At 59.8% G+C, this 23,031-nt stretch carries 26 protein-coding genes; 11 read left to right on the forward strand and 15 right to left on the reverse strand.

Annotated features, from left to right (window positions below):
• Positions 1-159: 159 nt before the first annotated feature.
• The 3 genes from cysN to ACSSNI_RS08100 all read right to left on the reverse strand — a co-directional run bounded on the left by cysN (position 160) and on the right by ACSSNI_RS08100 (position 3,925).
• Positions 160-2,058, reverse strand: coding sequence for a sulfate adenylyltransferase subunit CysN (cysN, locus tag ACSSNI_RS08090; RefSeq protein WP_448259054.1), 1,899 nt, complete (start codon positions 2,056-2,058; stop codon positions 160-162).
• Between the two features lie 12 nt (positions 2,059-2,070).
• On the reverse strand, positions 2,071-2,988 hold the full coding sequence (gene cysD / locus ACSSNI_RS08095) for a sulfate adenylyltransferase subunit CysD (RefSeq protein WP_148925102.1): 918 nt from the start codon (positions 2,986-2,988) through the stop codon (positions 2,071-2,073).
• A 178-nt stretch (positions 2,989-3,166) separates the two neighbouring features.
• Positions 3,167-3,925 (reverse strand): Nif3-like dinuclear metal center hexameric protein, encoded by a 759-nt coding sequence (locus ACSSNI_RS08100; RefSeq protein WP_448259057.1) that lies wholly within the window; start codon positions 3,923-3,925, stop codon positions 3,167-3,169.
• A 213-nt stretch (positions 3,926-4,138) separates the two neighbouring features.
• Between ACSSNI_RS08100 and algW the strand changes: the two genes are divergently transcribed.
• Entirely contained in the window at positions 4,139-5,296 is a 1,158-nt protein-coding gene (gene algW, locus ACSSNI_RS08105; protein ID WP_448259059.1) for a Do family serine endopeptidase AlgW, read from the forward strand.
• Between the two features lie 265 nt (positions 5,297-5,561).
• Here the strand turns inward: algW and hisC are convergent, their stop codons facing one another.
• The 11 genes from hisC to ACSSNI_RS08160 all read right to left on the reverse strand — a co-directional run bounded on the left by hisC (position 5,562) and on the right by ACSSNI_RS08160 (position 14,162).
• On the reverse strand, positions 5,562-6,617 hold the full coding sequence (hisC, locus tag ACSSNI_RS08110) for a histidinol-phosphate transaminase (RefSeq protein WP_448259061.1): 1,056 nt from the start codon (positions 6,615-6,617) through the stop codon (positions 5,562-5,564).
• Positions 6,618-6,744: 127 nt separating this feature from the next.
• Positions 6,745-8,055, reverse strand: a complete 1,311-nt coding sequence (gene hisD, locus ACSSNI_RS08115) for a histidinol dehydrogenase (protein WP_448259063.1) — start codon at positions 8,053-8,055, stop codon at positions 6,745-6,747.
• Positions 8,056-8,186: 131 nt separating this feature from the next.
• Complete coding sequence (hisG, locus tag ACSSNI_RS08120) at positions 8,187-8,816, reverse strand: ATP phosphoribosyltransferase (RefSeq protein ID WP_102836868.1); 630 nt, start codon at positions 8,814-8,816, stop codon at positions 8,187-8,189.
• A gap of 111 nt (positions 8,817-8,927) precedes the next feature.
• Positions 8,928-10,193, reverse strand: coding sequence for a UDP-N-acetylglucosamine 1-carboxyvinyltransferase (murA, locus tag ACSSNI_RS08125; protein ID WP_102836869.1), 1,266 nt, complete (start codon positions 10,191-10,193; stop codon positions 8,928-8,930).
• Positions 10,194-10,295: 102 nt separating this feature from the next.
• Positions 10,296-10,535: a BolA family protein gene (locus ACSSNI_RS08130; RefSeq protein WP_073298764.1), complete on the reverse strand. Its 240-nt coding sequence runs from the start codon at positions 10,533-10,535 to the stop codon at positions 10,296-10,298.
• 100 nt (positions 10,536-10,635) lie between these two features.
• Positions 10,636-11,118, reverse strand: a complete 483-nt coding sequence (locus ACSSNI_RS08135; protein WP_102836870.1) for a phosphate-starvation-inducible protein PsiE — start codon at positions 11,116-11,118, stop codon at positions 10,636-10,638.
• Positions 11,118-11,444: an STAS domain-containing protein gene (locus tag ACSSNI_RS08140; RefSeq protein ID WP_448259066.1), complete on the reverse strand. Its 327-nt coding sequence runs from the start codon at positions 11,442-11,444 to the stop codon at positions 11,118-11,120. The genes ACSSNI_RS08135 and ACSSNI_RS08140 overlap by 1 nt, the downstream gene beginning before the upstream one ends.
• Positions 11,437-12,087, reverse strand: coding sequence for an MlaC/ttg2D family ABC transporter substrate-binding protein (locus ACSSNI_RS08145; RefSeq protein WP_448259069.1), 651 nt, complete (start codon positions 12,085-12,087; stop codon positions 11,437-11,439). The genes ACSSNI_RS08140 and ACSSNI_RS08145 overlap by 8 nt, the downstream gene beginning before the upstream one ends.
• Before the next feature lie 11 nt (positions 12,088-12,098).
• Complete coding sequence (gene mlaD / locus ACSSNI_RS08150) at positions 12,099-12,557, reverse strand: outer membrane lipid asymmetry maintenance protein MlaD (protein ID WP_019342622.1); 459 nt, start codon at positions 12,555-12,557, stop codon at positions 12,099-12,101.
• Positions 12,557-13,354, reverse strand: a complete 798-nt coding sequence (gene mlaE / locus ACSSNI_RS08155; protein WP_448259071.1) for a lipid asymmetry maintenance ABC transporter permease subunit MlaE — start codon at positions 13,352-13,354, stop codon at positions 12,557-12,559. Before mlaE ends, mlaD begins: the two co-directional genes overlap by 1 nt.
• Positions 13,347-14,162, reverse strand: coding sequence for an ATP-binding cassette domain-containing protein (locus ACSSNI_RS08160; protein ID WP_159967239.1), 816 nt, complete (start codon positions 14,160-14,162; stop codon positions 13,347-13,349). The genes mlaE and ACSSNI_RS08160 overlap by 8 nt, the downstream gene beginning before the upstream one ends.
• Before the next feature lie 258 nt (positions 14,163-14,420).
• On the opposite strand from ACSSNI_RS08160, the gene ACSSNI_RS08165 reads away from it, so the two are divergent.
• The 10 genes from ACSSNI_RS08165 to ACSSNI_RS08210 all read left to right on the forward strand — a co-directional run bounded on the left by ACSSNI_RS08165 (position 14,421) and on the right by ACSSNI_RS08210 (position 21,546).
• On the forward strand, positions 14,421-15,395 hold the full coding sequence (locus ACSSNI_RS08165) for a KpsF/GutQ family sugar-phosphate isomerase (RefSeq protein ID WP_102836876.1): 975 nt from the start codon (positions 14,421-14,423) through the stop codon (positions 15,393-15,395).
• Positions 15,396-15,917 (forward strand): KdsC family phosphatase, encoded by a 522-nt coding sequence (locus ACSSNI_RS08170; protein WP_448259074.1) that lies wholly within the window; start codon positions 15,396-15,398, stop codon positions 15,915-15,917.
• Between the two features lie 8 nt (positions 15,918-15,925).
• Positions 15,926-16,498, forward strand: coding sequence for an LPS export ABC transporter periplasmic protein LptC (gene lptC, locus ACSSNI_RS08175; RefSeq protein ID WP_448259076.1), 573 nt, complete (start codon positions 15,926-15,928; stop codon positions 16,496-16,498).
• Positions 16,485-17,030, forward strand: a complete 546-nt coding sequence (gene lptA, locus ACSSNI_RS08180) for a lipopolysaccharide transport periplasmic protein LptA (protein ID WP_342407306.1) — start codon at positions 16,485-16,487, stop codon at positions 17,028-17,030. Before lptC ends, lptA begins: the two co-directional genes overlap by 14 nt.
• Complete coding sequence (gene lptB, locus ACSSNI_RS08185; protein WP_102836880.1) at positions 17,030-17,755, forward strand: LPS export ABC transporter ATP-binding protein; 726 nt, start codon at positions 17,030-17,032, stop codon at positions 17,753-17,755. Before lptA ends, lptB begins: the two co-directional genes overlap by 1 nt.
• Before the next feature lie 145 nt (positions 17,756-17,900).
• On the forward strand, positions 17,901-19,418 hold the full coding sequence (locus ACSSNI_RS08190) for an RNA polymerase factor sigma-54 (RefSeq protein ID WP_448259079.1): 1,518 nt from the start codon (positions 17,901-17,903) through the stop codon (positions 19,416-19,418).
• Between the two features lie 78 nt (positions 19,419-19,496).
• Positions 19,497-19,805: a ribosome hibernation-promoting factor, HPF/YfiA family gene (hpf, locus tag ACSSNI_RS08195; protein WP_102836882.1), complete on the forward strand. Its 309-nt coding sequence runs from the start codon at positions 19,497-19,499 to the stop codon at positions 19,803-19,805.
• Between the two features lie 6 nt (positions 19,806-19,811).
• The gene (gene ptsN / locus ACSSNI_RS08200) at positions 19,812-20,276 is read left to right on the forward strand and encodes a PTS IIA-like nitrogen regulatory protein PtsN (protein ID WP_448259080.1); all 465 of its coding nucleotides are present in this window, start codon (positions 19,812-19,814) and stop codon (positions 20,274-20,276) included.
• 131 nt (positions 20,277-20,407) lie between these two features.
• The gene (gene rapZ, locus ACSSNI_RS08205) at positions 20,408-21,265 is read left to right on the forward strand and encodes an RNase adapter RapZ (RefSeq protein ID WP_102836884.1); all 858 of its coding nucleotides are present in this window, start codon (positions 20,408-20,410) and stop codon (positions 21,263-21,265) included.
• A gap of 8 nt (positions 21,266-21,273) precedes the next feature.
• Positions 21,274-21,546 (forward strand): HPr family phosphocarrier protein, encoded by a 273-nt coding sequence (locus tag ACSSNI_RS08210; protein WP_148925111.1) that lies wholly within the window; start codon positions 21,274-21,276, stop codon positions 21,544-21,546.
• A gap of 92 nt (positions 21,547-21,638) precedes the next feature.
• On the opposite strand, the gene pmbA is transcribed toward ACSSNI_RS08210, so the two are convergent.
• Complete coding sequence (gene pmbA, locus ACSSNI_RS08215) at positions 21,639-22,985, reverse strand: metalloprotease PmbA (RefSeq protein ID WP_148925112.1); 1,347 nt, start codon at positions 22,983-22,985, stop codon at positions 21,639-21,641.
• Between the last annotated feature and the right edge of the window lie 46 nt (positions 22,986-23,031).

The raw sequence follows: 23,031 nt of genomic DNA on the forward strand, positions 1-23,031 counted from the left end.
ACCTCCCAGTCACCAGCGTGGCCACCACAGCCAAGCTGGTTGCGCTTGCGCGCAACGCGCCATGCCTGGCGCACCAAAAAGAAACCCCGCCACATGGACGGGGTTGATCATCAGCCTGAACGCCCTGGCTGCCCAGGGCATAACGCCTCATCTCATTGATCAGATAGCGCCGCGTTTGCGCATCAGATCGATCACCTGCTTGGCGCTCTCTTCGACCGTAAGCGACTCCGTGTCGATCACCAGATCAGCATTTACCGGCACATCGTAGGGGAAGGATTCGCCTGGGATGTTGTCGCCGCCAGCCGCGTACAACCCCTGCGGATCGCGCTGCTGGCAGGTCTGCGGAGAAGCCTGAACATACACGGTGATAGCCCGGCCGCTGCCGATCAGCGCCTTGGCCTGCTCACGCCCTTCTGCATCCGGAGCGACAAACGCAGCCAGGGTCAGCAGACCGGCCTCATTGAACTGACGCGCCACGTGGGCGGCACGGCGCCAGTTTTCGGTACGGCCCGCACGATCCTGCGGGAGACCTTTGTTCAGGTCGTGGCGCAGGTTCTGGCCATCCAGCACATACACGGCGCGGCCCATGTCGAACAGCTTGCGCTCGACCGCATAGGCCAGGGTGCTCTTGCCGGCACCGGACAAGCCGGTGAACAGCACGGTTGCCGGCTGCTGACCGAAACGGCTTGCACGCTCTTCGGTGGAGACATGAGCCAGCGCACCGTGGTGCCCGAATGAGCCGTGGGCGACCGGGTCGGCAATGATCATGCCCGCGCCGACAGTACCGTTGGTGAGGCGGTCGATGATGATAAACGACCCGGTAGCGGGGTTCCTCGCATACCCGTCCAGCGCGATCGGCGCGTCGAGGCTGACCTTGACCCGCCCGATCTCGTTCAGTTGCAGGCTACTGGCCGGGCCATGCTCCAGCGTGTTCACGTCAACCCGATGAGTGATGCTGGCAATCGAGCCCGGTACATAACTGGTGGCACGTTTAATGTCGTATTTCTTGCCCGGCAGCATGGGCTCTTCGGCCATCCACACCAGCATGGCGTCGAAGCTGTCCGTGATGCGCGGTTGGTTGTCGGCGTGCACGAGCATATCGCCGCGCGACACATCGATCTCGTCTTCAAGCGTCAGCGTGATGGCTTCGCCCGGAGTCGCCTGCTCCAGCTCGCCGTCAAACGTGACGATGGATTTGACGGTGCTGCGCTTGCCGGACGGCAGTACCACCACCTCGTCACCCTTGCGCACGATGCCGCTGGCCAGTGTGCCAGCGAAACCACGGAAGTTGAGGTTGGGACGATTGACGTACTGCACCGGGAAGCGCAGGTCCTCGAAGTTGCGGTCGCCCGCGATCTCGACGCTTTCGAGAATCTCCATCAGCGGCTGCCCTTCATACCAGGGCGCGCGCTCGGAACGGTTGACCACGTTGTCACCCTTGAGCGCGGACATCGGCACAAAGTGCAGCGACGACGGTTTGAGCTCGATACGCTCGGCAAAGGCCAGGTAGTCGGCCTTGATGCGCTCGAATACGGACTGGTCGAAGTCCATTAGGTCCATCTTGTTGATGGCCACGACGATGTGCTTGATGCCCAGCAGCGAGGTAATGAAACTGTGCCGCTTGGTCTGGGTCTGCACGCCGTAGCGGGCGTCGACCAGGATGATCGCCAGGTCGCAGGTCGAAGCGCCGGTCGCCATGTTGCGCGTGTACTGCTCATGGCCGGGGGTGTCGGCGATGATGAACTTGCGCTTGGCGGTGGAGAAATAGCGGTAGGCGACATCGATTGTGATGCCCTGCTCGCGCTCGGCCTGCAGGCCGTCGACCAGCAACGCCAGGTCGACGTCATCGCCCGTAGTGCCGGATTTCTTCGAATCGCGGGTGATGGCTTCAAGGTGATCTTCATAGATCATCTTTGAGTCGTGCAGCAGGCGCCCGATCAGGGTGCTCTTGCCGTCGTCGACGTTGCCGCAAGTCAGGAAGCGCAGCAGCTCTTTGCGCTCGTGCTGGGCCAGGTACGCGAGGATGTCCTCGCTGATCAAATCAGACTGATGAGACATGGTGCAGAATCCTTAGAAGTAGCCCTGACGTTTCTTTTCTTCCATCGAACCTGCGCCATCGTGGTCGATGACGCGGCCCTGACGTTCGGAAGTACGCGTCAGGAGCATTTCCTGGATGATTTCCGGCAGGCTCGATGCAGTCGACTCCACCGCACCGGTCAGCGGGTAGCAGCCGAGGGTACGGAAGCGAACCATGCGCTTCTCGATGCGCGCCTTTTCCTCATCGGTGAGGTGCTCGAGGATGCGCTCGTCGTCGATCATGATCAGGGTGCCGTTCTTCTCGATGACTTCGCGCTCGGCGGCGAAGTACAGCGGCACGATTGGGATCTGTTCCAGATAGATGTATTGCCAGATATCCAGCTCCGTCCAGTTCGACAGGGGGAAGACGCGGATGGATTCGCCCTTCTTCACGTTGCCGTTGTAGACGTTCCAGAGTTCCGGGCGCTGATTCTTTGGGTCCCAACGGTGCTTGTTGTCACGGAAGGAGTAGACACGCTCCTTGGCACGGGACTTCTCTTCGTCGCGGCGAGCGCCGCCGAAAGCGGCATCGAAACCATGTTTGTCCAGCGCCTGCTTGAGGCCCTCGGTCTTCATGATGTCGGTGTGCTTGGCGCTGCCGTGAGTGAACGGATTGATGTCTTGCGCCACGCCATCCGGGTTGATGTGCGTGATCAGGTCCAGATCCATCTCGTTGACCATCTGCTCGCGGAAGCGATACATCTCCTGGAATTTCCAGCGGGTATCGACGTGCATCACCGGGAACGGCAGGCGCCCGGGGAAGAAGGCCTTGCGCGCGAGATGCAGCATCACGGCCGAATCCTTGCCGATGGAATAGAGCATCACTGGGTTGTCGAACTCGGCGGCCACCTCACGGATGATGTGGATGCTTTCCGCCTCCAGCTGTTTCAGATGCGTCAGTTTGTCGACCATGGCTACTCACGAATTTTGCAGGTGGGACGGCCGGCACGGCCGGAACGAGGGCGCAACTTTAACACGGCATTAGATTCTAATCAGGACGCCACTTAGATCTAAATGCTCTAGCTTTATGCCGGGCAAAACCCTGCCTCAGTTGCACTTCAACCAGCGCCTCAACCTTCCATAGCGCCGATCACGCGGGGTTTGGGCAATCGATGAACAGATGCTCGATGGCAAACCGCTTCGCCAGATACTCACCCAACGCCTGCACGCCGTAACGCTCAGTGGCGTGATGGCCGGCGGCAAAAAAACTCAGCTCATTTTCGCGCGCGATGTGCGCCGTCGGCTCTGAAATTTCTCCCGTCAGGTACGCATCGACGCCTGCTGCTACCGCTTGGTCGATATAGCCCTGTGCGCCACCGGTGCACCAGGCGACCCGCCTGATCAAGCCAGGGCCTTCGACCATCACCGGCTCACGTCCGAGCGCGCTTTGAATCCGCCGCATGAACTCGACAGGCGCGAGGGGCGTATCAAGGGAACCGACAAGCCCGACCGAACGAGGATTATCCGGCTCCAGCGCACCCTCGACAGTCAACCCAAGCAGGCGAGCCAGCTGCACGTTATTGCCGACCTCCGGATGAACGTCGAGCGGCAGATGGTAGGCCAGCAGGCTGATGTCATTGCAGAGCAGCGTTTTAAGCCGGCGTTGCTTCATACCCACTAGACGTGGGTCTTCGTTCTTCCAGAAATAGCCATGGTGCACCAGCACCACATCGGCGTTAGCCTCGACCGCGGCATCGAGCAGCGCCTGACTGGCTGTCACGCCACTGACGATTCGCCGAACCTGGGGACGCCCCTCTACCTGCAGGCCGTTGGGACAATAGTCGGGAATCTTTGCGGCGTTCAGGAATCGGTCGGTTTCATCGACCAGGGTGGTCAGCGCGACGGCCATGCAGTCGTTCTCCTATGGGATCAGTGAATCGAAGTGGGTTCATCGGCGAATAGCAGACGGGACAAACAGCAGATATGTTGCGGATTAAGCATTCCACAGGTCGCGTTGCAGTTTTGCCGCCGGCAAGGCTGCATTTCACGGCCAGCTTCGTATAATGCCGCCACCTTAAGAGGCGCTCTTGCCTTCCGCAACCTGTCCGGACTTCCCATCGCGATGATCAATGCCCTGCGTTTTTTTGGCTGGCCGTTGCTGGCAGGCCTGCTAGTGGCCCTGCTGATCATTCAGCGTTACCCACATCTGGTTGGGCTTGGCGCCGAGCCGGATTACAGCCTGCAGCAAGCACCGCTGATCGGCATCCCCCAGCAAGGCCCCTACTCCTACGCCAATGCGGTCAGCAGCGCTGCGCCCGCAGTGGCTAATCTCTACACCACCAAGGTGATCGATAGCGCCAGCCAGCCGCCGATGCTCAAGGACGATCCGCTGTTTCGGCGCTTCTACGGGGACAACCTGCCGCGTCAACGTCGCATGGAATCAAGCCTGGGTTCGGCAGTGATCATGAGCCCGGAGGGCTACCTGCTCACCAACAACCATGTGACGGCGAATGCCGAGCAGATCGTCGTGGCCCTGCGCGATGGCCGGGAGACGCTTGCCCGAGTGATCGGCAGCGACCCGGAAACTGATCTTGCGGTGCTCAAGATCGACCTGGCAAAGCTGCCTGCGATAACCATCGGACACTCAGACGGCATCCGGATCGGGGACGTGACGCTGGCAATCGGTAACCCGTTTGGCGTTGGGCAAACCGTGACGATGGGCATCATCAGCGCGACCGGCCGCAACCAGCTTGGCCTCAATACCTACGAGGATTTCATCCAGACGGACGCAGCGATCAACCGCGGTAACTCGGGAGGCGCACTGGTGGACACTGCAGGTCAACTGATTGGTATCAATACCGCGATCATTTCCGAGTCCGGCGGCTCGCAAGGCATAGGATTTGCCATCCCGGTGAAGCTCGCCATGGACGTGATGAAGTCCATCATCGAGCACGGCCAGGTCATCCGCGGCTGGCTCGGCGTGGAGGTGCAATCGCTCACACCGGAGCTGGCTGAATCTTTCGGTCAGGCCGGCCGGCCCGGGATCGTGGTGGCCGGCGTGTATCGGGATGGGCCTGCTGAGCGCGCCGGCCTGCTGCCGGGCGACCTGATCCTCAGCATTGATGGGCACCAAGCCAGCGACGGTCGCAGCTCGATGAACCAGGTTGCCCGTGTGCGACCTGGAGACAAGATCGATATCGACATTCTGCGCAACGGCAAGCCGCTGACGCTGACGGCCGAAGTGGGCATGCGGCCACTGGTGGAGAAAACTCCGCAGTAACCGCCTGTTCGGCCAAAGCGGTCACTGTCGCTAATCGCACTCGACGCTCCTCAAATAGGTTTCTTCGAGCTGCCACAAAGCGAAACCCTTAGCGCCGCCTCAACAGGGTAGAGAGGCCGCCGCAGGAGCTCGATACGCTCTTGCAATTACCTTATTGCCCGGTTTCTGCACCGAGCACAAGGCTCGGAGACAGCGAGCCGCGCTGCAATCGCCACCGACCAGAGGCAGGCGCTGCAAGCAACACGAGGCTCGCAGCGCGCACGGGTTAGCCGATGCGCTTTAGCGCATCGAGCAATGCCTGATTTTGCTCCGGCGCCCCGACACTGATCCGCAGAAACTGGTCGATTCGCCCCATCTTGAAATGCCGCACGATGACGCCGTGCTCGCGCAGCCCGGCCGCCATCGCAGCAGCATCGTGCTGCGGATGGCGCGCGAAGATGAAGTTCGCCGCCGAGGGCAGTACCTCGAAGCCCAACGCCTGCATTGCCACCGTGACAGCCTCACGACTCGCAATTACCTGCTGACAGGTTTGCTCGAAATAGGCGCGATCTTCGAATGCAGCCGCTGCGCCAGCAATGGCAATACGGTCTAACGGATAAGAGTTGAAACTGTTCTTGATCCGCTCCAGCGCCTCGATCAGATCCGGATGCCCTACCGCCAGACCGACTCGCAGCCCTGCCAGGGAGCGCGATTTGGAAAGCGTCTGGGTGACCAGCAGGTTCGGGTAGCGGTCCACTAGCGCGATTGCTGACTCACCGCCAAAGTCGATGTAGGCCTCGTCGACCACAACCACCGAATCGGGGTTTGCCTGCAGCAGCTGCTCAATCGCCTCAAGCGCCAGCAAGCAACCCGTCGGCGCGTTGGGATTGGGGAAAATGATGCCCCCATTGGGCCGGGCGTAATCGGCTACCTCGATCTGAAAACGGTCGTCCAGCGCGATGGTCTCGTAGTCGATGCCATACAGGCCGCAATAGACCGGGTAGAAGCTGTAGGTCACATCGGGGAACAGCAGCGGCTTGCCATGCTGGAACAGCCCGTGGAAAACGTGGGCGAGCACCTCGTCGGAGCCATTGCCGACGAAAACCTGATCAGGGCGAACGTGGTAGTAATCAGCAACAGCGCGCTTGAGGCGCTCGCCGTTCGGATCGGGATACAACCGCAGGTTGTCATTCAGCTCGGCCTGCATCGCTGCAAGCGCCTTGGGCGAAGGGCCGTAGGGGTTCTCATTGGTGTTGAGCTTGACCAGATTGGTCAGCTTTGGCTGCTCACCTGGCACATAGGGAACCAGCGCCTTGACGAAGGGGCTCCAGAATTTGCTCATCCGCCCTTCTCTCCTCAGAAAATGATCGATTTGCCGCCAGTGGAAGCGACGAACAGCTCCCTACCGGTCGGGCTGGCAAAACAGAACAAGCGAAGCCTCAACCGCTCCGCTTGGTTGCGACTCTCAGTTAGCCCTTGATTCGGTACTCGGCGCTGCGGGCGTGAGCGGTAAGCGACTCGCCGCGCGCCAGCACCGAGGCGACCTTGCCCAATTCTGACGCGCCTTCAGCCGAACAGTTGATGATCGACGAGCGCTTCTGGAAATCGTACACGCCCAAGGGTGACGAGAAGCGCGCAGTCCCCGACGTGGGCAGGACGTGATTCGGACCCGCGCAATAGTCGCCCAACGCCTCGGCCGTGTAGCGGCCCATGAAGATCGCCCCTGCGTGTCGAATCTGCGGCAGCCACGCATCGGGATCAGCCACCGACAGCTCGAGGTGCTCCGGCGCAATGCGATTAGCGACATCGATCGCTTGCTGCATATCGGCAACCTGAATCAATGCCCCACGCCCTTGCAGCGACGCGCGAGCGATCTCGCAACGCTCAAGGCTGGGCAGCAAACGGGAAATACTTTCAGCGACACGATCAAGAAAGGCTGCATCCGGACTGACCAGTATCGACTGCGCATCCTCGTCGTGCTCGGCCTGGGAAAACAGATCCATGGCGATCCAGTCGGGATCGGTCTGACCGTCGCACACCACCAGAATCTCGGAAGGGCCAGCGATCATATCGATGCCGACTTTGCCGAATACATGACGCTTGGCCGTCGCGACGTAGATGTTGCCTGGCCCGACGATCTTGTCGACTGGCGGCACGCTTTCGGTCCCGTAGGCCAGCGCCGCGACGGCTTGCGCGCCACCGATGGTGAATACCCGGTCGACGCCAGCGATGCACGCCGCTGCCAAGACCAGTTCGTTGATCTCACCGCGAGGCGTGGGGACCACCATCACGACTTCCGGCACCCCGGCAACCTTTGCCGGAATGGCGTTCATCAGTACCGATGAAGGATACGATGCCTTACCACCCGGCACGTAAAGCCCCGCGCGATCGAGCGGCGTCACCTTCTGACCAAGCACGGTGCCGTCTGCTTCGGTGTAGGTCCAGGAGTCCTGTTTTTGCTTTTCATGGTAGATGCGGACACGCTCAGCGGCGGCTTCCAACGCCTGACGCTGCGCCGGGCTGATCCGCGTCAGCGCAAGTTCAAGTCGTTCGCGCGGCAGTATCAGGTCAGCCATGGAGGCGACTTCAAGGCCGTCGAAGCGCTGGGTCAGCTCCACCAACGCGTCATCACCACGCTCGCGTACTGCCCTGATGATGTCCAACACACGCTGATTGACGCCATCATCAGACACGCTTTCCCAGCTCAGCAGATGATCCAGATGTCGCGCGAAATCGGGATCAGCAGCATTGAGTCGGCGGATGTCGATGGGAGCAGTCATAACGGGCCTCATGAAGGGATGAGTACAGCGATGGTCAGGCGCCCTAGACTAACAAGCCGACCGCGCGGGCACCTGAAAATTTAGGCTATGACGCGGATCGGCTGGCCGGCTGTGAACCGTCCGGCCTTTGATCAATCGTGGTGTGCAATGGCGCTCTGGAGCGCATCGATCAGGGCCTGGATGCGCGCATGCTGCATTTTCATCGAGGCCTTGTTGACCACCAGGCGCGAGCTGATCATTGCGATCAGCTCCTGAGGCTCCAATCCATTGGCGCGCAGCGTATTGCCGGTGTCGACAACGTCAATGATCTTGTCTGCCAATCCCACCAGCGGCGCGAGTTCCATAGAGCCGTAAAGCTTGATGATGTCGACCTGCCGCCCTTGCTCGGCGTAATAGCGCTTGGCAACGTTGACGAATTTAGTCGCGACCCGCAGTCGTCCCTTGGGCTCTGCTGCGCCGACCTTTCCGGCCGTCATCAGCTTGCAGTTGGCGATCCGCAGGTCGAGGGGCTCGTATAGCCCTTGGCCGCCGTATTCCATCAGCACATCCTTGCCCGCGACGCCGAGATCCGCTGCGCCGTGCTCGACATAGGTCGGCACATCGGTGGCCCGCACGATCAGCAGACGCACGTCGTCCTGCGTCGTCGGGATGATCAGCTTGCGGCTTTTTTCCGGGTTCTCGGTGGGTACGATACCGGCGGCCGCAAGCAACGGCAGGGTATCGTCGAGGATGCGGCCTTTGGACAGGGCGATGGTGAGCATTAACGGTTTATTCCTTGAAGCCTATTGATGGCGACCTTGGCAGCGGCCCGCACAGGTGCAGCAGGTCTCGGCCCTGGCCGCCAGCAGTGAGTCGGCGGCCTATTCCGGCAACTAGCCCGGGACGCGGCGAATCTTGGCGCCCAACAATTGCAGCTTTTCCTCGATGCACTCGTAACCGCGGTCGATGTGGTAGATGCGGTCGATCAAGGTATCGCCCTCAGCCACCAGGCCCGCGATGACCAGGCTCGCTGACGCGCGCAGGTCGGTCGCCATGACCGGAGCACCTTTAAGCTTGGGTACACCGGTCACAATAGCGGTATTGCCTTCGACGAGAATCTGCGAGCCCATGCGATTCATTTCGTAAACGTGCATGAAGCGGTTTTCGAACACGGTCTCGATAACTGTCCCAGTACCTTCAGCAACCGCATTCATGGCAATGAACTGCGCCTGCATGTCGGTCGGAAAAGCCGGGTACGGCGCTGTCCGGAGATTTACCGCTTTGGGCCGATTGCCCTTCATGTCGAGCTCGATCCAGTTGCTGCCAGTATCGATGTGGGCACCGGCCTCCTCGAGCTTGTGCAACACCGCCTCAAGCAAGGTTGCATCGGTGTCCTTGAGCTTTACCCGTCCGCCGGTAGCGGCAGCAGCCACGAGATAAGTGCCGGTCTCGATGCGGTCGGGCATCACGCTGTACCGGCCGCCCCCCAGACGCTTCACGCCGTCGATGGTGATGGTATCGGTGCCGGCGCCGGAGATCTGCGCCCCCATGGCGTTGAGGAAGTTGGCCAGGTCGACCACCTCCGGCTCACGCGCGGCGTTCTCCAGCACGGAACGGCCGTTGGCCAGTGCCGCGGCCATCATGATGTTCTCGGTACCTGTGACGCTGACGATGTCGAAGAAGAAGTGGGCACCGCGCAAGCCACCGGCTGGCGCCTTGGCTTTGATGTAGCCGCCCTCGACGTCAATCTGAGCGCCCATCGCCTCCAGACCGCGAATGTGCAGATCCACAGGACGCGAGCCAATGGCGCAACCGCCAGGCAGGGCCACTTCGGCTTCGCCGAACCGAGCCACCATTGGTCCCAGAACGAGGATCGAAGCCCGCATGGTCTTGACCAGCTCGTAAGGCGCGACCAGTGTCTGGATGCTGCTGGCGTCGACTTCAACGCTGAGTTTTTCGTCGATAACCGGTTGCACGCCCATGCGACCGAACAGCTCGATCATGGTGGTGATGTCGTGCAGGTGCGGCAAGTTGCACACGGTCACCGGGGTGTCGGCCAGCAAGGTAGCGGCCAAAATCGGGAGAGCCGAGTTCTTCGCGCCGGAGATGCGAATCTCGCCATTGAGGCGGGCACCGCCGGTAATGATCAATTTATCCATGAATGTTCCCGTAACCCGCAGGCTCGAAGCACTGGCGAAGAAGAGCCGTGCGCGATATCAGCAATCGCACGCGGACGGAGAGATGCCTGTAGTGACCGGCAATCAGCTGCGCGCAAGCCAGTCGGCACGACTGAAGAATTTCATCGTAACGGCGTGGATGCTGCCATCCGCAATCCACGGATTCAGATGTGCATAAATTTGCTGCTGACGCTTGACCGGGCTCAGGCCTGCCAATTCGTCGCTGATCACATTCAACTGGAAGTTGCAGCCCTCGCCTTCGACTTCCACCTGAGCGCCTGAAAGTTTTTCTTCCAGGAAATTCTTAACTTCTACGGCCTGCATGTTCAACCTCGATCGGCGCCGGACGCGCACGGCCGGCCATCATACAAAAAAGCCCAGAGACTGCGAACCCCGCAGCCACGCTGGCTGACGAAGCCGCATATCAGTCGAGCGTTTCGGCATCGGCGTCACGCCGCTGCGGATGCCGGCTGGCTGGCGTTACAGCGGGGAAGCGGGATGACGCGAAGCGCACCACCAGGATAGCCACCGCCAGCAGCAGGATAGCTCCGGAAATATAGACGACCCCCATGTCCGGACGGTGATGGTGCGAGACGTCGGAGATCAGCAGCCGGGTCAATGCGGTGATCGCCACATAGATCAAGAACCGCACCGGCATGTGGTTGGTCTTGAAATAAATACCCACCATCGCACCGAGTTCGAGATAGATGAACAGCAGCAGAATGTCATCAACGCTGATGCTGCCTTTTTCCACCATGCCCAGAAACGCGACTAGACCAGCCCAGGCGGTCACAGCTCCAATCGCGAACAGCGACAGGTAGTGGAAGGTCTCGACCAGAAGATTACCCAGCGACTCAGCGGCCGAATGCACCTTGGCCCGCGTCGATTCCGCCCAGCGCAGCAACATCAGACAGCTCCCTCTGTTTCGCTCTCAAATGAAAAAACATCAAGCAAACCGGACACCCGGGCGAGCTCCCGCATATCTCCAGGCAGCCCGGTAACGACGAGCTCATCGCCCTGTTTCTGCGCGTCGCGCGTGAAAGCCAGCAGCAACGACAAGCCGACACTGCTGGATCGCTCAACCGCACTGCAATCAACCGAGATACGTGTGCCCTTGGCCTGACGAATCAGTGCCTGGCCTTGCCGTCGAAGAGCCGGGCCGGACTGGTAGTCAAGCACGCCGGCCAGGCGAAGCTCACCGCCAGCGCCTCGCTCAACCCGCCCGTCACTCATCGCCCGCCGCCCGTTGGCCCGCCTCGGTGTCCTTGGCGCGCGCCACCACCTCGGACCAGCCATCGATGGTCTTGTCCAGGTCGCCGTCGTTCTTCTGCATGGCGTCGGCAAATTGGTCACGGAACAGTTTGCCAATGTTGATGCCGTTGATGATCACGTTGCGAACCATCCAATTGCCGCCATGATTGACCATGGTGTAGGAGACCGGATAGATCTCACCCTGGCGACCGGTCACCTCCATGCCGACACTGGTGCGCTCGGGATCCTGCCTGCCACTGGCGGGCAGGACCTTGATCTGCTGATTGTTGTATTCCAGCAACGCGTTTCCATAGAACTGCATCAGACTGCGCTTGAAGTTTTCCTGGAAGCGCGTCATCTGCGCCGGAGTGGCATTGCGCGAGTACTTCACAGTCATGATGCTCCGTGAAATCCCTTCGGCATCCACCACCGGCCCGAGAATGTCGTTGAGCGAATCGTAGAACGCACTAGGGTCCTGTCGATACTGCTCCTTGTTTGCCTTGAGATCGGCAAGCAGTTCGTCGGTGGTCCGCTGGATCACCTCATGGGCGCTAGGCGCTGCCTGGACCAGCAGTGGAAAGGCCGCCAGCAGTACCAGCAAACCGCGACGCAGGGCAGTCATCATGGGGTTGCACCTCACTCTTTATTGACCGAATTGAGTAGAAACTTGCCGATCAGCTCTTCCAGCACCAAAGAGGACTGGGTATCGCGGATCGTATCGCCATCACCAAGCGTTTCTTCTTCACCACCGACGCTGATGCCGACGTATTTCTCGCCGAGCAACCCGGCCGTCAGGATCGAAGCGGTTGAGTCCGTCGGCAGGATATCGACGTCCTTCTGAACCTCCAGCGTGACACGTCCCGTATAGCTTTCGCGGTCCAGATCGATGGCGGTCACCTTACCGATGGTCACGCCAGCCATGGTGACCTTGGATCGGACACTCAGACCGGCAATATTGTCGAAATAGGCATAAAGCTTGTAGGTGTCGGTACTGTCGACGTTCAGGCCACTGACCCGCAGCGACAGCAACAGCAAGGCCAGAACGCCCGCCAGCAGGAACAGACCAACACCTATTTCCAGGGTGCGGATACGCATCAAAAATCTCCAAACATCAAGGCGGTCAGAATAAAGTCGAGGCCGAGCACGGCCAGCGAGGCATAGACGACGGTTCGTGTGGTGGCGCGACTGATGCCTTCGGAAGTGGGCTCGCAGTCATAGCCCTGAAACACCGCGATCCAGGTCACCACAACGGCGAATACCAGGCTCTTGACGACGCCGTTGAGCACGTCAGTGGCAAAGACAACACTGTTCTGCATGTTGGCCCAGAACGAGCCTTCGTAAACTCCGAGCCAGTCCACCGCAACCATAGCCCCGCCCCAGATGCCGACCACGTTGAAAATCAGGGTGAGCAATGGCAGGGATATGAAGCCGGCCCATAGTCGCGGTGCGACGATGTACTTCAACGGATCGACACCGATCATTTCCAGACTGGACAGCTGCTCGGTGGACTTCATGTTGCCGATTTCGGCTGCCAACGCGGATCCCGCGCGGCCGGCGAACAACAGCGCGGTAACCACAGGTCCCAGTTCGCGCAACAGCGTAAGCGCCACCATCTGGCCAACGGCCTGCTCAGAGCCATAGCTGCTGAGAATGCTATAGCCCTGAAGGGCTAGCACCATGCCGATGAACACACCGGAGACCACAACAATCGCAAGCGAGAGCACACCTACGGAATAGAGCTGCCGCACCAACAGCGAAAATCGATTATCCAGGCCACTGGGACCGAACAAGGCGTGAAAAAGAAACAGTGTCGCACGCCCTAGCGCTGCGACCACATTCATTCCACCCTTACCAACCAGACGGATCCGTTCGATCAAGGAACGCTTACGCATCGGTGCCTCGCAACAGATCATCGGCATACGCCGGCGCCGGAAAGTGGAAAGGCACCGGACCGTCCGCGGCCCCTTTCATGAACTGCCGAATCCGCGGATTGGTCGACTCGTGAAGCTCTGCCGGCGTGCCCTGCCCCAGTACCTGGGCGTCTCCAACCACATAGATGTAGTCAGCGATGCTCGCCGTTTCGGCCAAATCGTGGGAGACAACGATGCTGGTGATCCCCAGCGCGTCGGTAAGCAATCGAATCAACTGCACCAGAACGCCCATGGCGATGGGGTCCTGGCCCGCGAACGGCTCGTCGTACATCAGAATCTGAGGATCCAGCGCGATCGCGCGCGCCAACGCTACCCGCCGTTTCATCCCTCCCGACAGCTCTTCGGGCATCAGCTCGACCGCGCCGCGCAAGCCAACCGCCTGAAGCTTCATCAGAACGATGTCGCGGATCATCTCTTCAGGCAGTTTGGTATGAACGCGCAGCGGAAAGGCGACGTTTTCGAACACATCGAGGTCCGTGAACAAGGCGCCGCTCTGGAAGAGCACACCCATCTGCTTGCGCATGTCGAACAGCTCGCGGCGCGACAGCGTCGGCAAATTGGTGCCCGCCACCCAGACCTCGCCATGGGTCGGTTTGAGTTGGGCAGCGATCAGGCGCAGCAACGTAGTCTTGCCGCAGCCGGAAGGGCCCATGATGGCCGTCACCTTGCCGCGGGGAATGACTATGTCAACGTTATTGAAAATGCTCCGCTCACCGCGCTTGAAGGTGACACCCTTCAGCTCGACGGCGTTAGCGTTGGCGGCGCTCATTGGATCTCCTCGGATACAGCCTGCGAATCAGACGCCCTCCGCTCTTTCGGAGGTACTTCGCAGAGCCGTTTTTAGCGGCGCGAACTATAGCACCGCGCTATGGGCCTCCCAAGCCAGTCTCTGTATCGATGCATGAGCGAGCGCACATTTGTTCAGCCTGGGTTCAGTTACAGGCGCGACGATCAGCACGACGCTTTTCAGTGGGCAGTGCGAGGTTTGCCGCTATAATCCCGCGTTTTCATTCAGGCGATCACAGACATGAGCCAGAGCAGCCAGCTGATCGAGACTGCCCAGCGCACCATTCGCATGGAAATTGAGGCGGTGGAGCAACTCAGCACACGCATCGATGAACATTTCGTCAAAGCCTGCGAGCTCATCCTGCAGTGCAAGGGCCGCGTCGTTGTCGTCGGCATGGGTAAGTCTGGGCACGTCGGCAACAAGATCGCCGCCACGCTCGCCAGCACCGGCACCACGGCATTCTTCGTCCACCCAGCCGAGGCCAGCCACGGTGACATGGGCATGATCACGCATGACGACGTGGTGCTGGCCCTGTCCAATTCAGGGACCACCAGCGAAATCGTGACATTACTGCCGCTGATCAAGCGCCTCGGTATCACCCTGATCAGCATGACGGGCAATCCCGAGTCGGTGCTGGCCAAGGCGGCGGCGGTCAACATCGATGCGAGCGTCGCCATTGAAGCCTGCCCGCTGAACCTGGCACCGACTTCATCGACCACTGTCAGCCTGGTACTGGGTGACGCGCTGGCAATCGCGCTATTGGAAGCACGCGGTTTCACCGCCGAGGACTTCGCTTTTTCACACCCGGGCGGCGCATTGGGCAGACGCCTTCTGCTGAAAGTTGAGCACGTGATGCATGCTGGTGATCGTCTACCTCTGATCAGCCGCGGCACATCGCTGCGCGAAGCCTTGTTGGAAATGACTCAAAAAGGCCTCGGCATGACGGCGGTTGTGGAGGCAGACGGCCGCCTGGCCGGAATCTTCACCGATGGCGACCTACGCCGCACGTTGGACAAGGGCATCGACGTTCGCCAGGCAAGCATCGATCAGGTCATGACGCTTCACGGCAAGACAGCGCATGCCGACATGCTTGCCGCCGAAGCATTGAAAATCATGGAAGACAACAAGATCAACGCGCTGGTGGTGGTTGACGAAAACGACCGGCCAATCGGTGCGCTGAACATGCACGATCTATTGCGCGCAGGGGTGATGTAAGTGAACGATCTGCTACGACGTGCCCGCGACATTCGCCTGGCCATATTTGATGTGGACGGCGTGCTAACCGACGGCAAGCTGTACTTTCTTGTCGACGGCAGCGAATTCAAGACGTTCAATACCCTGGACGGCCACGGCATCAAGATGCTGATCAACTCCGGCGTACGCACCGCGATCATCAGCGGCCGCAAGACGCCTGTGGTTGAGCGCCGAGCGCAAAACCTGGGCATTCAGCACCTGTATCAGGGCCGTGAAGACAAGCTGGTGGCGCTCGACGAATTGCTCGGCGAACTCGGTCTCGACTACGCTGAAGTCGCCTACTTGGGCGATGACCTGCCTGACCTGCCGGTAATGCGCCGGGTAGGCCTTGGCATGGCGGTCGCCAGTGCCGATGCGTTCGTTCGCCAGCACGCCCACGGCGTGACAGCCGCTCGTGGTGGCGAGGGCGCGGCGCGAGAGTTCTGCGAACTGATCATGCGCGCCCAGGGCAATCTCGACGCGGCTCAGGCCGCTTACCTCTAGAGGCAACCATGCTAAGCAGGCTCCGCTTCCCCGCCATTCTGCTGCTGATCGCACTGCTTCTGGTCGCGATCGGCTACTGGAACGTTCGCCCTGAGAGCTTTATGCAGGAGGCGCCGATAACCGAGGGCATAGCGTCGCCCATTGACTTCTACGTCACCAATTCACGCACAGTCCAATACCAGCCGGACGGCAAGCGTAACTATGAGCTGACTGCGGAAAAGGTGGAGCATATCAAGGCCAGCGATGTCAGTTTACTGACCCGCCCGAACCTGCGCTCATTTCGCGGTTCCGGGCTGCCGTGGCAGGTCACCAGTGAACGCGGCGAGGTCGGCCCGCAAGGCAAGGAAGTCGAATTGATCGATAACGTCAAGGTCGAACGCAACGATGCCAAGGGGCGCCCGACCATCATCACTACCAGCCGGATGACCGTCCTTCCCGAGAAGGATTATGCCGAGACCCGGCAACCCGTTAGAATCGTCGCCGCAAACGGTGTGACGACCGCTACGGGCATGAAAGCGTATCTAGACGAAGGCAGGATGCTCCTGCTATCCAACGTAAGAGGCCAGCATGAGCTGCGTTAAGACCCTCCCCCTCCTGATCGGTTTAGGCATTTTTCTACTTGGCGCGAACGCCCACGCACTTCCCGAGGATCGCAACCAGCCTATCCGTGTTCAGGCCGATACCGCTGAGCTGGACGACCGGCAAGGCGTAGCCGTGTACCGCGGCGACGTGGTCATCACCCAGGGAACAATGAAGATCACAGGCGACACTGTGACCATCACTCAGAACCAGAATGGCGATGTCGAGGTGTTCACCTCCATCGGCAAACCTGCCTACTACGAACAGAAGCCAGCTGCAGACAAGGAGATCGTCAAGGCTTACGGCCTGACGATTCAGTATTTTGCCGCGAACGAACGCATCGTCCTGATCGACCAGGCCAAGGTCGTTCAGGAAGGCAATACCTTCGAAGGCGAGAAGATCGTCTATGACACCCAGCGACAGATCGTCAATGCTGGTCGCGCCACCAATACTGATGTCACCACACCCCGCCCACGCGTGGACATGGTCATCCAGCCTCGCAAGAAAGAGCCGGCAACGGAGCAGCCCGAGTAATGGCGATTCTCAAGGCCCAGCATTTGGCGAAGAGCTACAAGAGCCGTCAGGTCGTACGTGATGTCAGCCTGTCCATCGAAAGCGGACAGATCGTCGGACTGCTGGGGCCTAACGGCGCCGGCAAAACCACTTGCTTCTACATGATCGTGGGATTGGTCAAAGCCGATCAGGGCCGTGTACTGATCGACGACCAGGATGTGACGCACCTCCCCATGCATGGCCGTGCACGCGCGGGCATTGGTTACCTACCGCAGGAAGCATCGATCTTTCGCAAGCTTTCGGTCTCCGACAACATCATGGCCATCCTGGAGACGCGCAAGGACCTTGACCGCAACGGCCGCCAACAGGCGCTGGAAGGTCTGCTGCAGGAATTTCACATCCATCACATCCGCGACAGTCTCGGCATGAGCCTATCGGGTGGCGAACGGCGCCGCGTTGAAATTGCCCGCGCGCTGGCCACGGCGCCCAAGTTCATCCTGCTCGATGAACCCTTTGCCGGCGTTGACCCTATTTCGGTCGGCGACATCAAGCAGATCATCCATCATCTCAAGGCCAAGGGCATCGGCGTCCTAATCACCGATCACAACGTCCGCGAAACTCTGGATATCTGTGAAACCGCCTATATCGTGAATGACGGCCAGTTGATCGCCGAGGGCGATGCAGAGACCATCCTCGCCAACCAACTGGTGAAGGAAGTCTATCTGGGACACGAATTCCGACTTTGATAGCGGTTTTTTCTGCTCTACGCACCTACAGGGCTAGGCAAAGGCTTCGTTGCCAGGCATATAATTTGCTTACATCGGCGCGCGGCGCCAGCGAAATCGGAACAGGCGCGGTTGCGCCGGCAAACAAGGTTCGAAGTCCTCTGCCATGAAACCATCGCTAGTCCTGAAGATGGGCCAGCAGCTGACGATGACACCGCAGCTGCAACAAGCCATACGATTGCTCCAGCTATCCACACTCGATCTTCAGCAGGAGATTCAGGAGGCGCTGGATTCCAACCCCATGCTCGAGCGCGAAGAAGACGGAGAAGATTTCGATAACTCCGACCCGATGGCCGAGTCGATCGAAAAGAAAAGCGAAAGCCCGACGACCGACTCGCCCGAGCACAGCGAGCCCGACAATCATTACGAGGAGCCCATCAACACGGTGGAGAACCTCGAGGACGGCGATTGGGCCGACCGTATCCCCAACGAGCTTCCAGTCGACACCGCCTGGGAAGACATCTACCAGACCAGCGCCAGCAGCCTGCCGAGCAACGACGATGATGAATGGGATTTCACTACCCGCACATCATCAGGGGAAAGCCTGCAAAGCCACTTGCTCTGGCAGCTCAACCTCGCACCGATGAGCGACACCGACCGTCTCATAGCAGCCACCCTGATCGACTGCATCAACCCCCAGGGTTATCTCGACGAAACGCTCGAGGAAGTCCTCGAGTCGTTTGACCCGGAACTTGGAATCGAACTCGATGAGGTCGAAGTGGTGCTACGCCGCATCCAGCAGTTCGAGCCCGCCGGCATCGGCGCGCGCGACTTGCGCGAATGCCTGCTGCTGCAGCTTCGCCAGCTCCCCGAGCGTACCGAGTGGCTAAGCGAAGCGGTGCGCTTGGTCAGCGATCACCTGGATATTCTTGGCGTGCGTGACTACAGCCTGCTGATGCGTCGCATGAAGCTCAAAGAAGACGAGCTGCGCCAGATCATCGACTTGATCCAGAGCCTCAATCCGCGCCCGGGCTCGCAGATCGAAGCCGGAGAGCCTGAGTATGTCGTGCCTGACGTAATCGTGCGCAAGCACAATGGCCGCTGGTTGGTCGAACTGAATCAGGAGGCGATGCCGCGCCTGCGGGTGAACGCTCAGTATGCCGGGTTCGTCAAACGTGCCGACTCGAGCGCCGACAACACCTTCATGCGCAACCAGCTTCAAGAAGCCCGCTGGTTCATCAAAAGCCTGCTCAGCCGCAACGAAACGCTGATGAAAGTGGCCACCCAAATCGTCGAACACCAGCGTGGCTTTTTCGAACATGGCGACGAAGCCATGAAACCACTGGTGTTGCACGATATCGCCGAAGCGGTGGGCATGCATGAGTCGACGATCTCACGGGTCACCACGCAGAAGTTCATGCACACGCCCCGCGGCATCTACGAACTCAAATACTTCTTCTCGAGCCATGTGAGCACTGCTGAAGGCGGCGAGTGCTCATCCACCGCCATTCGCGCAATCATCAAGAAACTGGTAGCCGCGGAAAACCAGAAAAAGCCATTGAGCGACAGCAAGATCGCTGGTCTACTGGAAGCACAAGGGATTCAAGTTGCGCGCCGCACCGTAGCCAAGTACCGCGAGTCACTCGGGATCGCACCCTCAAGCGAGCGCAAGCGGTTGATGTAACACCAGGCGACCTGGTGGATTTGTTCCGGCGACGGGTGTTCAGCCCGTCAATTCGCACGTGGCAATAGGAGATGCAGTATGCAAGTCAACATCACTGGCCTTCACCTTGAAATCACTGAAGCCCTGCGTGACTACGTCGAGGAGAAATTCGAGCGGATAGAACGCCATTTCGACCGCATCATTGCCGTACAAGTCATCCTTCAAGTCGAAAAGCTCAGGCAAAAGGCCGAGGCCACGCTGCACGTAGCGGGGCGAGAGGTCGTTGCCAATGCCGAGCATGAGGATATGTACGCAGCCATCGACTTGCTTGCCGACAAACTCGATCGGCAATTGATCAAACATAAAGAAAAGCAGCTCGACCACCATCAGGGCGCCCTGGCTCGCTGACCCATCATGATCCGTATTGAAAACATACTGACCCCCGGACGCGCCCTGGTTAGCGTTCCGGGCGGCAGCAAAAAGCGTGTCCTGGAACAGATTGCCAAGGTTCTCGGCGCGGACCTGCCCGATATCGACAGCCAAGCGATTTTCGAAAGCTTCATCGCCCGGGAAAAACTTGGCTCCACCGGCTTCGGCAACGGCATCGCGATACCGCACTGCCGTATGCCTGGCTGCACATCACCGCTCAGTGCAGTGCTGAAGCTCGATACACCGGTGGACTTCGACGCCATCGACGGCGCGCCTGTCGACCTCTTGTTTGTATTGTTGGTGCCGGAGGCAGCCACCGACGAACATCTCGAGCTACTCCGTCAGATTGCAAGCATGCTGGACCGCGAGGAAGTTCGTGACCGGCTACGCCGCGCCACGACGGGTCATGAGCTGTACCAGGCCGTGGTCGACATCCAGAACGGTCACTAGGGCGCAGCAACCCACCATCGCCCAACGCTGAGTGAGGAAAGAGACGTGCCCCCTATCTGCCTGCACACCACCTGCTGCGGCTACGCGCAGCAAATCACTCGTGGCCGAGCCCGGCCCTTCGGCGCTGCTCGATGCGCCTGATCATCGTCAGTGGGCGCTCTGGATCCGGCAAGAGCACTGCCCTGAACGTACTTGAGGACAATGGTTTCTACTGCATCGACAACCTGCCCGCTGGCCTTCTTCCAGAGCTGGCGGAAAGGGCCCTGTTGCACACAGAGTTGCTGCAGCCCCAAGTCGCAGTGTCGATCGACGCGCGCAACCTGCCGAGTCAGCTGAAACGTTTCCCCGAGCTGCTCGAGGACGTCCGTGCCCGCTACATCCAATGCGATGTGCTTTATCTAGATGCGGCGGACGAGACGCTGCTGAAACGCTTTTCAGAGACGCGTCGGCGGCATCCGCTGACCAATCAGAACCGCTCCCTAGCCGAAGCTATCCGTGACGAAGAATTGCTTCTAGCGCCCATCATCGATCATGCCGACCTGAAGATCGACACCACACACCTGAATCTCTATCAGCTACGAGACACGCTAAAGCTGCGCCTGCTGAACAAGCCTGAACCGGGTACCGCTTTTCTCTTCGAGTCCTTCGGTTTCAAGCGAGGCATGCCTGTCGATGCCGATTTGGTGTTTGATGTGCGCTGTTTGCCTAACCCTTACTGGAAAGCCGATCTGCGCGATTTTTCCGGACTGGACCAGCCCGTGATCGACTATCTCTCCGGGCAGGCGGACGTAGAGGAAATGTTTCAGGACATCCTTGCCTACCTGAGCAAATGGCTTCCGCGCTTCGCTGCCAGCAACCGCGCCTATGTCACTGTCGCCATTGGCTGTACCGGTGGGCACCACCGTTCGGTGTATCTGGCCGAGCGGCTGGGCCAAGCGCTGCGCGAACCTCTGAAGAACGTCCAGGTCCGGCATCGCGACCTGGCTTAGGAACCCACATGCCTTCGTGCGAAGTTACCATCATCAACAAGCTTGGCCTGCATGCCCGAGCGGCAGCGAAGTTCGTCGGAGTTGCCAATCAGTTTCCCTGTGACATTCGGGTCGGTCGCAGCCCTGCAAGCAGGGTGGACGGCAAAAGCATCATGGCAGTCATGATGCTTGCCGCCAGCAAAGGCACCACGCTGCACCTGCACACCCAGGGCGACCAGGAGCACGAGGCGCTTGCAGCGATGATCGCCTTGATCGAAGACTATTTCGAGGAAGGTGAATAACGCTGCTAGCGCGGCCGCTATTTCGGGCCAGATACCTGCCGGCATCTCCTAGTTATTACCTTGTTGCTCTGCATGCCGCTTGCAGCTAATTGCTACTGCCCCGCCACCTTCATTCGCTCGATCAATACCGACCCGGTGTGAATGCTACTGCGCCGTTCAACATCACAACCCACCGCAACGATCTGGCGGAACATGTCTCGCAGGTTGCCCGCAATGGTGACTTCCTGCACAGGAAACTGGATTTCGCCGTTCTCAACCCAGAAGCCGCCAGCACCACGCGAATAGTCCCCGGTCACCAGATTCAAGCCCTGCCCCATCAGCTCGGTGACCAACAACCCGCGGCCCATACGGCGGATAAGCTCAGCCTGGTCCTCGTTACCCTGGGTAACGAACAGGTTATGCACCCCGCCCGCATTGGCGGTGCTGGGCATGCCCAGCTTGCGGCCTGAATAGGTGCCCAGCACATAGGAGACCAGCTGGCCATTTTCGACAAACGGCTTGGCATAGGTCGCCAAGCCATCGCTGTCATATGCCGAGCTGGCCAGACCACGAGGCAGAAGCGGTCGCTCGTCCAGATTGAGCCATTCAGGAAACAGCGTCTGCCCCAGCGAGCCTTCCAGATAGGACGATTGCCGATAGAGATTGCCTCCAGAAATCGCCGCAAGAAAGTGCCCGAACAGCCCCGTAGCAAGCTCCGCAGAAAACAGCACCGGCACATCGCAGGTCGGTACGGGACGCGCGCCCAAGCGGCGAACGGCGCGCTCGGCAGCACGCCGGCCAATCGACTCCGCCGAGGCCAAGTCACCTGCTACGCGGGAGACGTCGTAGTGATAGTCCCGCTGCATCTGCCCATCGGACTCGGCGATCATCACGCAGCTGAGGCTGTGACGCGAGCTGCAGTAAGCCCCTATGAAGCCATTGCTATTGCCATAACCGCGGCAGCCCTGATGCGTGCTCAGGCTGGTACCGTCGGCATTGAGAATGCGTTTGTCCGTGGCGAAGGCCGACTCCTCGCAGCTGAGCGCGAGTTCGATTGCTTGGTCGGGGGCGATCTGCCAGGGATGATAAAGGTCCAGATCCGGCACATCTTGAGCCATCAGTGCCGGGTCGGCGAGCCCGGCAAATTCGTCGGCCGACGCATGTTTGGCAATCGCCAGCGCCGCCGCCACGGTTTCGCGAACCGCTTCGTCGCCGCTGCCGGTGGTGCTCGCCGACCCTTTGCGCTGGCCGACGTAAAGCGTGATACCGAAGCCCTGATCGCGATTGAATTCGACTGTTTCCACTTCCCGCTGACGAACCGTCGTCGACAGGCCCTGCTCCATCGAGACCGAGACTTCACAGGCACTGGCCCCTTGTCGGCTGGCCTCTTCTAGGATTTTCGCGACCTGTTCACGCAAGCCTGGCAACGCGTGCGGACCGATACCCTCGACTTCATTCATACATACTCCAACGCTGATTCGATCAAGTTGCAGCCAGCTGTGCTCG

This window comes from Stutzerimonas tianxiuensis, from assembly GCF_053470365.1.

Bases quoted from the DNA above. Each gene is read 5' to 3' on its own strand.
- cysN (WP_448259054.1), bottom strand. From the start codon at position 2,058: ATGTCTCATCAGTCTGATTTGATCAGCGAGGACATCCTCGCGTACCTG.
- cysD (WP_148925102.1), bottom strand. From the start codon at position 2,988: ATGGTCGACAAACTGACGCATCTGAAACAGCTGGAGGCGGAAAGCATC.
- ACSSNI_RS08100 (WP_448259057.1), bottom strand. From the start codon at position 3,925: ATGGCCGTCGCGCTGACCACCCTGGTCGATGAAACCGACCGATTCCTG.
- algW (WP_448259059.1), top strand. From the start codon at position 4,139: ATGATCAATGCCCTGCGTTTTTTTGGCTGGCCGTTGCTGGCAGGCCTG.
- hisC (WP_448259061.1), bottom strand. From the start codon at position 6,617: ATGAGCAAATTCTGGAGCCCCTTCGTCAAGGCGCTGGTTCCCTATGTG.
- hisD (WP_448259063.1), bottom strand. From the start codon at position 8,055: ATGACTGCTCCCATCGACATCCGCCGACTCAATGCTGCTGATCCCGAT.
- hisG (WP_102836868.1), bottom strand. From the start codon at position 8,816: ATGCTCACCATCGCCCTGTCCAAAGGCCGCATCCTCGACGATACCCTG.
- murA (WP_102836869.1), bottom strand. From the start codon at position 10,193: ATGGATAAATTGATCATTACCGGCGGTGCCCGCCTCAATGGCGAGATT.
- ACSSNI_RS08130 (WP_073298764.1), bottom strand. From the start codon at position 10,535: ATGCAGGCCGTAGAAGTTAAGAATTTCCTGGAAGAAAAACTTTCAGGC.
- ACSSNI_RS08135 (WP_102836870.1), bottom strand. From the start codon at position 11,118: ATGTTGCTGCGCTGGGCGGAATCGACGCGGGCCAAGGTGCATTCGGCC.
- ACSSNI_RS08140 (WP_448259066.1), bottom strand. From the start codon at position 11,444: ATGAGTGACGGGCGGGTTGAGCGAGGCGCTGGCGGTGAGCTTCGCCTG.
- ACSSNI_RS08145 (WP_448259069.1), bottom strand. From the start codon at position 12,087: ATGATGACTGCCCTGCGTCGCGGTTTGCTGGTACTGCTGGCGGCCTTT.
- mlaD (WP_019342622.1), bottom strand. From the start codon at position 12,557: ATGCGTATCCGCACCCTGGAAATAGGTGTTGGTCTGTTCCTGCTGGCG.
- mlaE (WP_448259071.1), bottom strand. From the start codon at position 13,354: ATGCGTAAGCGTTCCTTGATCGAACGGATCCGTCTGGTTGGTAAGGGT.
- ACSSNI_RS08160 (WP_159967239.1), bottom strand. From the start codon at position 14,162: ATGAGCGCCGCCAACGCTAACGCCGTCGAGCTGAAGGGTGTCACCTTC.
- ACSSNI_RS08165 (WP_102836876.1), top strand. From the start codon at position 14,421: ATGAGCCAGAGCAGCCAGCTGATCGAGACTGCCCAGCGCACCATTCGC.
- lptC (WP_448259076.1), top strand. From the start codon at position 15,926: ATGCTAAGCAGGCTCCGCTTCCCCGCCATTCTGCTGCTGATCGCACTG.
- lptA (WP_342407306.1), top strand. From the start codon at position 16,485: ATGAGCTGCGTTAAGACCCTCCCCCTCCTGATCGGTTTAGGCATTTTT.
- lptB (WP_102836880.1), top strand. From the start codon at position 17,030: ATGGCGATTCTCAAGGCCCAGCATTTGGCGAAGAGCTACAAGAGCCGT.
- ACSSNI_RS08190 (WP_448259079.1), top strand. From the start codon at position 17,901: ATGAAACCATCGCTAGTCCTGAAGATGGGCCAGCAGCTGACGATGACA.
- hpf (WP_102836882.1), top strand. From the start codon at position 19,497: ATGCAAGTCAACATCACTGGCCTTCACCTTGAAATCACTGAAGCCCTG.
- ptsN (WP_448259080.1), top strand. From the start codon at position 19,812: ATGATCCGTATTGAAAACATACTGACCCCCGGACGCGCCCTGGTTAGC.
- rapZ (WP_102836884.1), top strand. From the start codon at position 20,408: ATGCGCCTGATCATCGTCAGTGGGCGCTCTGGATCCGGCAAGAGCACT.
- ACSSNI_RS08210 (WP_148925111.1), top strand. From the start codon at position 21,274: ATGCCTTCGTGCGAAGTTACCATCATCAACAAGCTTGGCCTGCATGCC.
- pmbA (WP_148925112.1), bottom strand. From the start codon at position 22,985: ATGAATGAAGTCGAGGGTATCGGTCCGCACGCGTTGCCAGGCTTGCGT.